General features: G+C 64.3%; 10 protein-coding genes. 4 read left to right on the top strand and 6 right to left on the bottom strand.

What is annotated here, in order from left to right:
- Position 1: 1 nt before the first annotated feature.
- On the top strand, positions 2-880 hold the full coding sequence (locus LDB29_RS24900) for a hypothetical protein (protein ID WP_037482525.1): 879 nt from the start codon (positions 2-4) through the stop codon (positions 878-880).
- 27 nt (positions 881-907) lie between these two features.
- Here the strand turns inward: LDB29_RS24900 and LDB29_RS24895 are convergent, their stop codons facing one another.
- From LDB29_RS24895 to LDB29_RS24885, 3 genes are all read right to left on the bottom strand, one after another.
- The gene (locus LDB29_RS24895) at positions 908-1,330 is read right to left on the bottom strand and encodes a hypothetical protein (RefSeq protein WP_257557402.1); all 423 of its coding nucleotides are present in this window, start codon (positions 1,328-1,330) and stop codon (positions 908-910) included.
- 290 nt (positions 1,331-1,620) lie between these two features.
- Entirely contained in the window at positions 1,621-2,880 is a 1,260-nt protein-coding gene (locus LDB29_RS24890; protein ID WP_257557401.1) for an MFS transporter, read from the bottom strand.
- Between the two features lie 22 nt (positions 2,881-2,902).
- A complete protein-coding gene (locus tag LDB29_RS24885; protein ID WP_257557400.1) occupies positions 2,903-5,236 on the bottom strand; it encodes a TonB-dependent receptor in 2,334 nt (777 codons plus the stop codon).
- Between the two features lie 159 nt (positions 5,237-5,395).
- Here LDB29_RS24885 and LDB29_RS24880 point away from each other — a divergent pair, with 159 nt between their 5' ends.
- The 3 genes from LDB29_RS24880 (at position 5,396) to LDB29_RS24870 (ending at position 10,078) form a co-directional block, all read left to right on the top strand.
- Positions 5,396-6,031 carry a TetR/AcrR family transcriptional regulator gene (locus tag LDB29_RS24880; RefSeq protein ID WP_257557399.1) on the top strand — a complete coding sequence of 212 codons (636 nt, stop codon included), beginning with the start codon at positions 5,396-5,398 and terminating at the stop codon, positions 6,029-6,031.
- A 236-nt stretch (positions 6,032-6,267) separates the two neighbouring features.
- A complete protein-coding gene (locus LDB29_RS24875) occupies positions 6,268-9,366 on the top strand; it encodes a TonB-dependent siderophore receptor (RefSeq protein WP_257557398.1) in 3,099 nt (1,032 codons plus the stop codon).
- Positions 9,367-9,514: 148 nt separating this feature from the next.
- Positions 9,515-10,078: a hypothetical protein gene (locus tag LDB29_RS24870; protein ID WP_161942146.1), complete on the top strand. Its 564-nt coding sequence runs from the start codon at positions 9,515-9,517 to the stop codon at positions 10,076-10,078.
- Between the two features lie 63 nt (positions 10,079-10,141).
- Here the strand turns inward: LDB29_RS24870 and LDB29_RS24865 are convergent, their stop codons facing one another.
- The 3 genes from LDB29_RS24865 to LDB29_RS24855 form a co-directional block, all read right to left on the bottom strand.
- Positions 10,142-10,492 carry a glycine zipper 2TM domain-containing protein gene (locus LDB29_RS24865; RefSeq protein ID WP_025551033.1) on the bottom strand — a complete coding sequence of 117 codons (351 nt, stop codon included), beginning with the start codon at positions 10,490-10,492 and terminating at the stop codon, positions 10,142-10,144.
- Between the two features lie 102 nt (positions 10,493-10,594).
- Positions 10,595-11,611: a LacI family DNA-binding transcriptional regulator gene (locus tag LDB29_RS24860; RefSeq protein WP_222887444.1), complete on the bottom strand. Its 1,017-nt coding sequence runs from the start codon at positions 11,609-11,611 to the stop codon at positions 10,595-10,597.
- Complete coding sequence (locus tag LDB29_RS24855) at positions 11,608-12,846, bottom strand: MFS transporter (protein ID WP_257557396.1); 1,239 nt, start codon at positions 12,844-12,846, stop codon at positions 11,608-11,610. The genes LDB29_RS24860 and LDB29_RS24855 overlap by 4 nt, the downstream gene beginning before the upstream one ends.
- Positions 12,847-12,953 lie beyond the last annotated feature (107 nt).

Raw genomic sequence — 12,953 nt, 5'->3', positions numbered from 1 at the left:
TATGATGCGCCGATTTTGCCGCTGCCTGGGTTTCGCATCGCTCGTCATGCCGGCCCATGCCTGGGCGGAATGCCAGCCCTCCTTCATCGAGGGGCCTCGCGAGGTCCGCCTTGCCGCCGGCGACGGCATGGACCAGCGGCAGTTGACCGAACCTTTCCGCATCATGATACGCAATGACGGCGACAGTGAATGCCGCCTGCGGCTTCGGGTGACGCGGGATCTGGGCGCATCCGACGCCTCTTTCCCCAACTACACACTGAACGGCCCGGGCGGAAACATCGCCGTGACCTCCGCCTCGCCTGCGGATGTATCCAGCGGTGGCGGCGTCGTCATTCTGCAGCCGCATGCGCGCAGCCCGGTCGGCTATACCGTCAACGTGCCGGTGAACTGGGGCATGCGAAGCGGCGATTATCGCCAGCAGCTGATCTTTGCCCTGTCGGAAGACATCGGCAACACGCCGCTGGATACGGCGCAGGTTCGGTTGAAGCTGGAAATTCCGGCGACGGCGCGTATTCGCTTCGCCGGCGTCGGCGGGGAAGGGGGAGCAGCCCGGATCGACCTGGGCGAACTGTCCACCACCATGCCTACGGTGTCGCAGCCCTTTGCGGTGCGCGTGCTCAGCACATCCGGCTATCAGCTACGCTTCGCATCGCAATATGGCGGAATGCTTCGGCGGACCGATGGGCCGGACGTCATTCCCTACCGGCTGTTCGTGGATGGCCGCGCCTTCAACATGGCGACCGGCGATCAGATCAATGTCGGTGAGCATACCGGGTCACAGGGCGACGTGCATGCGGTTTCCATCACCGTCGATCCGGACCCGACCTGGCATGCCGGCAAATATACCGACCGGGTGACCGTCGCCGTCACGCCGATCTGATTGCGGGGTTGCCCGGTCCCGGCCGGATCAGAAATAAGTGATGGTGAGATTGATCGCCAACGGCGATTGAAGCGCACTATATTGCACGCCGATCGGGCGCATGCCGAATTTGGCGCCGACACGGTTGGCAACCGGCGTCCAGCCCGATGCATTGAGCTGACGCGAAAGCCCGGCATAGCTGAACCGCACCTGCTCGTTCGGCGCCAGTTCGCGATAGGAGGCGACGACCTGAAAGCCGTCCGCACTGTTGCAAAGCTCCATCACGCTTCCCGACTGAAAGCCCGCACCCTCGCTTAGCTGAACGGGATCGCTGTCGATCTCGCAATAGGCCGGAACCACGGCCCTGACAGCGAAGGACCCCTTCGCGGTCTCGGCCGCGGCGGCGGGGTTGGCCAGCAGCAATGCCGACGAAAAGATGGTGGACGCAGCGCATAGTCGAACGAATGTCATATCCGGCCCTTTCGGTTGCCGTTCGTCTAACATCCGCGAATTAAGGAATGCTTGATGCATTATCCTTAACGAACCGTCTCCGACGGGCCGAAATATGGCCGAAATCGGCTGAACGAAGAGGGGAAGGGTTTGGAGACGTTCCCGCTCTCGCGTTCAGCCGAGCGAAAAGCGGGGAAGTATCCGGATTTCGCCAACGCAGTGTATCACTTCGGTTCCGGCAGTTCATCAGTCAAAAACGTAAACCATCCGTTACGGACTTTCGACCTTTTGGGTGATGCCCGATGGAGGGGCTATGCGCTGATCCAGTCCCTGCGCAGCGCCTTGCCCGCGAGCGCCATGAACAGTCCGGCCAGCAGGTAAAAGCCCAGCGCCGCGACGATCGCATAGCGCAGGGCTTCGTGGCCGAATTGCGGGGTCAGCGCATCCGACAGCGCGCCGACGCTCCAGCTGCCAAGGCCCAGGCCCACCAGATTGTTGATCAGCAGGAAGGTTGCCGATGCGCTCGCCCGCATATGGGCGGGCACCAGATGCTGGACGGCGGTCAGCACCGGGCCCAGCCAGACATAGACCAGCGCCTGCGGGATCAGGAACAGGCAGAAGGCGAAGGCCACGCTGTCCGACAGCACGCCGATGACGAACAGCGGCATGCCGACGACATAGCTGGCGGCGGGAACCCAGGCATAGGCGGCCCTGTCGCGTCCGCCGAGCCGATCCCCCAGCCAGCCGCCCAGCAATACGCCCGCGACGCCGCCGACCAGCAGCAGTGCGCCGAGAAACTGTCCCGCACCCATGAGATCGAGGCCGAAGCTGCGCATCAATAGGCTGGGGAGCCAGAAGGCGACGCCATAACCGCAAAGCGACGAGCAGGCCGCGCCCAGGGCGAGCAGCCAGAAGCTGCGCTTGGCCGCCAATATGCCGAAGACGGCGGAAACCGGTATAGCATCGGTCTGCATGTCGGGGCGAGCCGGCTCCCGGACGGTGAGGCGGAAGATGGGCGCGATGATCAGGCCGGCCAGGCCGACGACGATGAAGGCCGTGCGCCATTCGACCGTCTGCGCGATATAGCCGCCCAGCAGCACGCCGCCCGCCGAGCCGAGCGGAATGCCGAGCGAGTAGATGGAAAGGGCGCGGGCGCGCTGGCCTTGCGGGAAATAGTCGGAGATGACGGCATAGGATGGCGCGACGCCGCCTGCTTCCCCCACGCCGACCCCGATGCGGAACAGGAACATCTGCGCGAAGCTGCCCGCCATGCCGCACAGCGCGGTGAAGCCGCTCCAGACCGCAAGGCTGGCGGTGATGACCCATATGCGGCTGGTGCGGTCCGCCAGCAGCGCCAGCGGGATCGCCAGCGTCGAATAGAGCAGGGCGAAGGCGATGCCGCCCAGCGCGCCGAGCTGCGCGTCGCTAAGGCCCAATTCCGCCTTGATCGGCCCGGCGAGGATGCCAAGGATCTGCCGGTCGAGGAAGTTGAAGGTATAGACCAGCAGCAGCATGGCGAGGACGATCGCGCGATAGCCTTTGCCTGCCGTTTCCTGCGCGCGTCCGGTCATGCTGCCGCTGGTCCCTTGCAAATTAGAAGCGGAAGCCCGCCGTGACCGTCCAGGTGCGTGGGTCGCCATAATAGACTGTCTGGATGTTGCCCACGCTGGAAAATTCCTGCCCGTCGGTCTTGTACAATTCCTTGAAGGCATTCTTCACCGCGCCGCGCAGATAATATTTGCCCTCCGCGAAATCGGCCTGAACATAGGCGTTGGCGATGGTATAGCCGTCTTCCTGAAGGCCGGGGCGGTTGTCCACCGACAGCCACTGCTTGTCCACGAAGCGCATGTCCCCGCCCAAGGTCAGCGACGCGCTGCCCAAGGGAATGCTGTAGTCCGCCGCCAGCCGCATCGTCATGGGCGGCGCGAAGGGGGGCTTGCAGGTGATGGCGTTGCCGGTCGGGTTGCAGGAGAAGGCGGGCGCGCGGCGGCCGTCGTTGAACTCCCTGTAATCGGCGTTGAGATAGCCTACAGAAGCCGCGACGTTCAGGTTGCGCATGGGTTTCACCGAAGCCTCGAACTCGACGCCCCAGATGCGCAGCTTGCCTGCGTTCACGACGGGGAAGGAGCCGCCCGCGATGCCGGTGGTGCCGCCGCCGACACGGGCCTGGAAGTCCTTGTAGTCGGAGTAGAAGGCCGCCGCGGACAGATTGACCCGCCCGCCCAGGAAGCTGCCCTTGGCGCCAGTCTCATAGCTCCAGACCGTCTCCGGCTTGAAATAGGGGATGATGGTGGTGACGCCGTCCACCACCTGCGTCACGTCGCCCAGCCCGTTGACGCGGCCGTTGAAGCCGCCCGACTTGAAGCCCTTGGAAACGGTCGCGTAGAGCAGCGTGTCGCGCGTCGGCTTGTAGGACAGGGTCGCCATCGGCGTCCAGGCGTCGAAATCGACATGGTCTAGGTCATTATAGGGCGCCGGCAGGCTGCCGGGGAAGAGGAAGGGCGCTGTCTGCGCGCCGGCGAGCACCGTATAGGTGGACCGGTTATACTCCTTGCGTTCCTTCGTGTAGCGCAGGCCCGCCGTGATCGAGAGCTTCCGGGTCAGATCATAGGTCATCTGGCCGAAGGCGGCGTAGCTCTTCACATTCTGGTGATCGTCGATGAAGCGGGTGAAGGTCAGCGGCAGGATAAGGCCGGGAGCGGCCTGAAGCTGGAGATAATTGTCGTCATAGCTTTCCTGATGGGACCGGATCGTCTCATTCAGATAATAGAGCCCGAACACGCCCGACAGCGGGCCGCTGTCATATTTGAGCTGCAGTTCCTGGCTGAACTGCTTCTGATGCACGCCGACGAAGGCGTCCGCCACTTCCAGTTCGGTGGCGTCGAAATCGATGTAATAATCCGGGCGCAGCTTGCGATAGCCGGTGATGGAGGTCAGCGTCACCGCGTCGTTCAGTTCGACATTGGCGGTGAATGACAGGCCCCAATGGTCGAGCCGCTGGCCCTGGCCCGGCGCCAGGCTGGTCGACGCCTTGTAATCATATTTGCCATAGGGATAGGCGGGCTTCACCACCGGCACGCCGATCACCTGGAAGGCGGAATTGTAGAGCACGTTGGTGAGCGGCGCGGTGGCATAGCCCAGTGTCGGCGCCGTCCGCTGGCGGGTATAGTCGCCCGACAGGATCAGTTCCACCCGGTCGCTGGGTGTGGCGCGCAAAATGGCGCGGCCCGCCTTGGTGTCGCGATCATTATATTTGCGGCCGGTCAGAGGATCGGTGACAGTGCCGTCGCGCTTGTCATAGACGCCCGCGATGCTGAGGGCGAGCTTGTCCTGCACCAGCGGCGCGGAGACATAGCCGTTCGCCAGCCAGGTGTCGTAACTGCCATAGGTCAGGCTGCCCATTGCCTTGAAGTCGGTGGTGCTGGGCTTGCGGCTGACGATGTTGACCGCGCCGCCAATGGTGTTCTTGCCATAGAGCGTGCCCTGCGGGCCGCGCAGCACCTCCACCCGCTCGACGTCGAACAGGTTCACCAGCGCGCCCTGGATGCGGCTGAAATAAACGCCGTCGACATAGGTGCCGACCGCCGGATCGAAGGTCTGGAGCGCGTCGGGCTGGCCGATGCCGCGGATGAAGAAGTTGGAATTGGAGGTGGAGCCGCGTCCCTGCACCAGATTGACGTTCGGCACCGCCCCCTGAATGCCCGACATGTCGTTCGCCTGGAGCCGGGCGATGCTTTCCGACGAGATGGCGGTGACGGACACCGGCACGTCGAGGATATTCTCCTCCCGCCGGCGAGCGGTGACGATGATCTCGCTGCCGCTGTCGAATGCGGGCGTTTCATTTTGCGCGATGGCTGGAAGCGAAACGGCGCCGCCCCATGCTGCGGAGGCGAGCGCGGCGATACGCAGGGAATGGCGAGCCTTCATGGACGGTTCCTCTCCTGAAATGACGCCCGGAAATCCGGGTCGCGGGACTGGTCCTTCGATTCGATAATGAAAGTTGAACCGACTTTCAACTTGAAATAAGGACGCATGACGGGAACAGGCCGGATGCGGCAAAAAGATCACGGATGGGGAGGATGACGGATGACGGATTCGCTGGGCGAAAAGGACAAGACGCCGCGCACCGCCCGCGGGGAAAGAACCCGCCGGGCGCTGTTGTCGGCGGCGGCCGAGGAGTTCGGGGAAAAGGGCTTCCACGAAGGGTCGATCAGCGGCATCACCCGGCGGGCAGGCTGCGCGCTGGGCAGCTTCTACACTTATTTCGACAGCAAGGACGACATCTTCCGCGCGCTGGTCGCGGATATGTCCGGACAGGTGCGGGACTATGTCGGGCCGCGCATCGCGCAGGCCCGCGACGGGATCGATGCCGAACGGCTGGGGCTGCTGAGCTTTCTGGAGTTCGCGCGGAGCCACAAGGAAATCTACCGCATCATCGATGAGGCGGAGTTCGTCGACCAGGCGGCCTATCGCACCCATTATGAGAGCACGGCGTCCCGGATATTGGTCCGGTTGCGCGAGGCGGCGGCGCGCGGGGAAGTCTCCGGCGAGCCGGATGAAATCCATGCCTGGGCGATCATGGGCATGAACGTGTTCCTGGGCCTGCGCTTTGGCGTTTGGGACGACAGCCGCCCCGTTCAGGAGGTGGCCGCGATCGCCAACGCGCTGATCGAGCGCGGAATCGGAAGCGGCGGCAGGGATGGAAATCCTGACACCGCCTGACAGCCAATCTCCATGAGTCCTGGACGCATTCCATCCATGATCTCATCCGAATTTGCGCGAGATCATCCGGAATAGCCTTAAATTGTAGCAATTGAGCAACTGTCTTCTTCCTACCGAAGTCGATCCTAATCCAGGTTGCATTCCAGCCAGCGTCCCTCACCCCCGATCGCGCGTTCAGCGGCAGCGCCGATCTTATTGCGGTTCGGCGCGACTTCTTCCTGTGAGGGGATCGAGCAATGCGAACCAATTCGGCTATCATCCACCGCGCCCTCTGCAATAGCTCTGCACTGACGGTCTGTCTGGCGAGCCTCAGCCTGATCGCCCCGGCGGCGGCGCAAAGCAGCACTGCGCAGCAGTCCGACACGCAGAGCGCGCCCGGGCAGGCCCCGGCCCCCACGACCAACTCCGCCGAACCGAGCGAGGGCGACACGATCGTCGTGACCGGGTCCATCCTGCGCACGACGACCGCGGCGACGCCTTCGCCCATCACCGTCGTCAATGCCGAGACGCTGGAACAGCGCGGCATCAACACCACGCAGGAGGCGGTGCAGCGGCTGGCGTCGAACAACGGCCCCGCGCTCACCAACTCCTTTTCCGCCAATGGGGCCTTTGCGGCCGGCGCATCGGCGGTGTCGCTCCGTGGCCTCAGCACCAACTCGACGCTGGTCCTGTTCGACGGCCTGCGCGCGGCCTATTATCCGCTGGCGGACGATGCGACGCGCAATTTCGTCGACCTCAACACCATTCCCGACGACATCGTCGACCGGATCGAAGTGCTGCGCGACGGCGCGTCCTCCACCTATGGCGCGGACGCGATCGCGGGTGTCGTGAACGTCATCACGAAGAAGCAGATCACCGGCATATCCGGCCGGGCGGAAGCGGGCATCAGCCAGCGGGGCGACGGCGCCAATCACCGGCTCAGCCTGACGGCGGGCTGGGGCGATCTCGATGATCAGGGATTCAACGTCTATATCAGCGGTTTCTACTTCGATCAGGCGGCGCTCTATAACCGCGACCGACGCTATCCCTATAATTCGCAGAACCAGTCGAGCATCTGCCGCGACGGCGTGTGCGGACCGTCCATCGGGCCGAATGGGGGATCGATCAATCCTTCGACAGGCGGCTATTCCGGTTTTTCGACCACCACCGACGCCAGCCTGTTCGCCACCACCTTCTTCGTGGCGCCGGCCGGTCCGGACAATGCCGCCGAAACCGGCCGCTACCAGTTCCTCAACCCCGCCGCCGGCTGCATTGCCGGGGAGACGCCTTATGCGCTGACCCCACAGGAATTCGCGGCGGACGCGCGTGCGCCCGGAACCGTATGCCAGGGCGATCTCGTCAATCAATATGGCGTCATCTCTCCCAATATCGAAAGATGGGGCGGTTCCTTCCGGGCGACGGGACGGATCACCGACGACATAGAGGCCTATTTCCAGGCGAATTTCCTTCAGAGCAATGTGAGCTTCACCGGCCTGCCCGCCAGCATCCGCCGCAACGGCCCGGCCGGCATCAACTTTCCCCGCTTCAGCACGGCGGCGTCCGCTGGCGGCGCCAATTCCGTCGGTTCGCTTGTCCTTGCCCTGCCGGTCTATGTCTGCCCGCTGATCAATAACCTGCCCGATCCCAATTGCACCGCCGCCAATCCGGCTGCCCGGCTCAATCCGAACAATCCTTTCGCGGCGCAGGGGCAGGTGGCGCGCCTATTGGGGCGCATACCCAATATCCAGGAATATAATGAGACCCGCAGCCGCACCTATCGCGCCGCTCTGGGCGTTACGGGCAAGTTGTGGGACGACTGGGACTTCGCGGTGAATGGCGTCGCGATGCGCACCGATCTGCGGCGGACGCAGAATGGCTATATCTATATCCAGAATCTTCTGAACGTGATTGCCGACGGCAGCTATGATTTCGTCAACCCTTATGCCAATAGTCAGGCGACGCTCGATTATCTGTCGCCGGACAATGTGACGGATGCCAATTCCCAGCTTTATGCCGTGGAGGCGACGCTCAGCGGCAATCTGTTCGACCTGCCAGGGGGGCCGATGCAGATCGGCGGCGGGCTTTCGCTGCGCTATGAATCCATCGATGCGCCAAGCGCCAATTCGGACGTCAACGGGCCGACGCAGCGCTATTTCGTCCTCAACGCCTTCGGCACCAAGGGCCACCGGACGGTCCGTTCGGCCTTTGTCGAGCTGAATGCGCCGGTGCTGGAGTCGCTCGAGATCAACGCTTCGGGCCGCTATGACGATTATTCGAGCGGACAGCACGCCTTCTCTCCGAAGGTCGGGGCGAAGTTCACGCCGATCCGCCAGGTCGCGCTTCGCGGCACCTGGTCACGCGGCTTCCGCATCCCCAGCTTCGCGGAGGCCAACGCCATTCCGACGACCGGCTTCGTTACGGCCGCCCAATCGCTGTACAACGACGCCTTCCTGTCGCAATATGGCTGTTCCCTGGCGACCTTCAACAGCTGTCCGGCCTATATCAGCAGCGCCAGCTATGGCCAGACCACGCTGGCCAGCCCCGACCTGAAACCGGAACGGTCGACCAGCTTCACCGCCGGCATCGTCGTGGAGCCGATCCGGAACATTTCCCTCAGCATCGACTATTTCAACATCAAGAAGACCGGCGCGATCACCACGCCCAGCAACCGCCCGGCGCTACTCGCTTATTATGCGGGCCAGGTGGTGCCATCCGGCTATAATATCATCGCGGATGCGCCCGCGCCCGACTTTCCCGGCGCGACGCCGCGCGTGGCCTTCGTGCAGTCGCAGCTCATCAACGCCAACACCATCCGTTCGGAAGGACTGGACTTCGCCGCGAGGGCGCAGATCGACCTTGGCCCGGACATTCGCTTCACCTCGGCGCTGGAGGCGAGCTATATCATCAATCTCAGCACGACATTTCCGGACGGCACGACGGAATCCTATGAAGGAACGGCCGGCAACTTCAACCTGACCGCCGGATCGGGCACGCCGGAATGGCACGGCAACTGGCAGAATACGCTGGAATGGGGGAAATGGACGGTCAGCGCGACAGCCGAATATTTTGGCGGCTATAATCTTTCCGCCGCCGACCAGGGGACGGAGCCGGGCGATTGCGGCCTGCTTTCCGCGCCTTTCGTGAAGTGCGACGTGCCTGCCTATATCACGGTCGACCTGACGACCAGCTTCAAGGCGTCGGATCGCTTCACCTTCTACATCAATATACTCAACCTGTTCGACGATCTGCCGCCGATCGACCCCGTCACCTACGGCGCGAACAATTATAATCCGGTCCAGGGTGGACTGGGAATATTCGGGCGCTCCTTCCGGGCCGGCGCGCGGTTCACCTTCTGAGAGTTTGGGAGGACCGGAGGAGGAATTCTCCGGTCCGGGCCCGGCATCTCCATATCCGTCCCTGCGATCGTCCAGCTTCGCCCAGCCTGCGGCACCGCAATCCATGGTTGCGCGTTGATCCGGTACGAAGAAAAGCAGCGAGGATGCCATGATGAAAATCGGAAAGAAATGGATGCTTGCAACGGGCCTCATGCTTGCGCTTGGCGCCTGCACGACGGCAACCCCCTATCAGCCCGCCGGGCAGAGCCGCGCTGCCCCCGGCGGTTATGCCGACGAGCAGATCGAGGCGAATCGCTTTCGCGTGACCTTTTCCGGCAACAGCATGACATCGCGGGAGACGGTGGAGCGCTATCTGCTCTATCGCGCCGCGGAACTGACGCGCCAGCGCGGCTATGACTGGTTCGTCATGGCCGACCGCAATACCGAGAGGCGCAGCCGGACCTATGTCGACCGGCCGTTCGCGCCGGGCGCCTTCGGCTATTGGGGCCCATCCTGGCGCTATTATGGGCGCGGCTTCGGCTGGCGGAGCTGGGATCCCTATTGGGGCGATCCCTTCTGGGACAGCCGGATCGATGTGCGCACCGTGGACCGCTATGAGGCCAGTGCAGAAATCGTGATGGGCAGGGGCCGCAAGCCCGCGGATAATGTCCGCGCCTTCAGCGCCGAAGAAGTGATGACGAACCTGGGGCCCAATATCGTCCGGCCCAACTGACCGCAGGCGGAATAAAAAGGGGGCGGCAGCGCCATGGCGCTGCCGCCCCTTCTGCGATCCGGCTTAGCAGCTGGAGTTGCGATCGATGGCGCGGCCCGCAAGTGCGCCGGCGCCCGCGCCGATGATCGTGCCGGGAGCCCGGTCGCCGCGGGTGTCGACCGCGCGGCCCAGCAGCGCGCCGGCGACGCCGCCCAGCAGCAGGCCGGTCGTGCCGCCCGACTTGCGGCAGCGATAGCCGCGGTCGTCGCGATAGGAACGGTAGTCGCGATAGTCGCGGCGGTCGGAATAGCGAACCCGCTCGTGGCGATCATGGCGGTGCCAGCCGCCGTCGCGGGCGAAGGAAGTGGCCGGAACCGCCGCGGAAAGGGTCGCGGCAGCGGCAGCGATGGCGAGCATGGTCTTGCGAATGGTCATGACTGGTCTCCTCTTACCTCGTCGTTGACCGCCTTATTCCATGCGGCACATGCGCCAATCCTGAACCGGCTTGTTATCAATGGTTAAGCTGCCGGCCTGACGCTATGCGGCCCCGGTGCTGCCGCGCACGACAAGGGCGTGGGGCAACATCAGGCGGGATTGCGGCCCGGCGCTTTTCTTTCGGAAGGATGGGTCGACCAATATGTCGACGGCGGCGGCCGCCATTTCCGCCTTGGGCTGGCGGATGGTCGTGATCTGCGGCCAGGCCGCGCGCGAGGAGGCCGAATCGTCGAAGCCCGCGACGGACAGCGACTGGGGCACGGCTATACCGAGCTTCATCGCGGTGATGAGGACGCCAAGCGCCATGTCGTCATTGCAGGCGAAGACGGCGCTTGGGCGGTCCGTCCGGTCCAGCAGCGCTTCCCCCCGTTCCAGGCCGGAGCGAAAACTGAAGTCGCCGCGCAGCACCGCATCTTCATCGACCGCAATGCCGGCCTCCGCCATGGCCGCGCGGAAACCTTCCTCCCGCCGGGCGGACGCGCTGTGGCTGAGCGGCCCCTGGACCAGGCCGATATGGCGATGGCCAAGCCCGATCAGATAGGCGGTCATCTCCCGCGCCGCGCCGCGATCGTCCATGCGCACCGCGCCAGAATCGGGCGATTCGCCGGATGGGGCGATCAGCACATGGGGCACGCCGGATTCGCGGAACAGGTCGATCAGCTCAGCCGCATCGCAAATGGGCGGGGCGATGATCGCGCCATCCAATCGGAGGCTCGCTATGCTGGCGCGAACATGATCCTTCCAGTCCGGCCGGTTCAGCTCGACCGGCTCCACCACCAGATGATAGCTGCGTTCCCGGCATCGCAGCAGCGCCCCATGCTGCACATCTGCGGCATAGCCCGAAACGGGATCGTCGATGAACAGGCCAAGCAGATAGGAGCGGGAACTGGACAGGCTGCGGGCAAAGGCGTTGGGCCGGTAATTGAGTTCCGCCACCACGCGCTGCACCGCTTCCCTGATCTCGGGGCGGACATGGTCCTCCCCATTGATGACGCGCGAGACGGTCTTGGGGGAAACGCCGGCGCGGGCCGCGACGTCCTTGATCGTGACGGTACTCATGGGCGGGTCTCCTGCGGCCGCGCGCACAGGGCCGCGAACTGGGCGATGAAGGCATAGCAGGCGGCGGGCAGGATCAGCGCGGGCAGCAATGCCGTCGCATCCGCCAGCGCGCCGGTCAGCAGTGGAACGATGGCCCCGCCGACCACCGCCATGCACAGCCACATGGATGCGACCGGCGCCTGCCGTTCGTCTTCCGGCAGGGCGAGCGCGTAGATCGTCGGGTACATGATGGCGTTGCAAAGGCCCACGGCCAGCAGGGCGCTGGCGCCGGTGACGCCCGGCAGGATGATGGCGGCGGTCGTCAGGACGGCCGCCCCGAAGGACACGGCCATCAGCAGCCGCGCCTCCGCGATCCGCTGCATCGCCCATGCGCCCAGGAAACGCCCCACCATCGCGCCGCCCCAGTAGAGGCTGACCAGTTGGCCGGCGAGAACAGGCGCCGCGTCCAGCCGGTCCGGCCGCATCAGGACGGTGGGCAGCAACGCGCCTATCGCCACCTCCGCGCCGACATAGACGAAGATCGACGCCGCGCCCCAGCGCAACCGGCGGGAGCGCATTACCCGGAACATCTGCCCGATGGAGGCGAATCGGCGCGATTCATCCTGCTCCAGCAAGGCGCGATTGCGGAAATAGGCGAAGGCCAGCAGTCCCGTGACCAGCGCCGTCCCCGTAAAGGGCAGGGCCGCGCCGACATGCCGCGCCGCCTGTGGGTCCAGCTCGCCAAGCAGCAGCGGCGCGCTGAGCAGCGGACCCAGGACGGTGCCGAACGAATTGAAGCCCTGAAGCAGCGTCAGCCGGCGCGCCGCGCCCCGCGAAGGTCCGATCACGGCCACGACGGTGTTGGACGCGATCTGGAGGAAGGTCTGCCCAGCCGAAACGAGCAGCAGCGCCCCCAGCACCATGGCGAAGGACAGGGCGTTCTGGGCCAGGGTCAGGGCCAGGCATCCCGCAGTGATCACCGCCAGGCCGGCGACGATGGCCCGCATGTAGCCAGCGCGCACGATCGACCAGGTGATCGGCAGCGCGAAGAGCATGTAGCTGGAATGAAAGGCAAGCTGGACCAGCAGCGCGCCCTTGTAGTCCAGGTCCAGCATCAGCTTGAGCTGCGGCACCAGCAGGCTGACGGACGATGTCAGGAAGCCCCCGGTGAAGAACACGCCGATGGACAGCCGGAAAAGCCGGCTGGCCACCTGCTCATGATCGGAAAGGGGCGGGGATGACGTGACGGCCACCATGGAAAGAGGCTTTGGCTGAACCTTGGAGAATATAGTGAAACCGCAAAGCCGTTCCGGCGCAATATGGCAATATATGACAGCGATGTCAAAAATCATGTTGACATCGT

Source organism: Sphingobium sp. CFD-2 (assembly GCF_024611135.1).
GTDB classification, from domain to species: Bacteria; Pseudomonadota; Alphaproteobacteria; order Sphingomonadales; family Sphingomonadaceae; genus Sphingobium; species Sphingobium fuliginis.
This window is presented reverse-complemented; position numbering and strand designations above follow the sequence as displayed.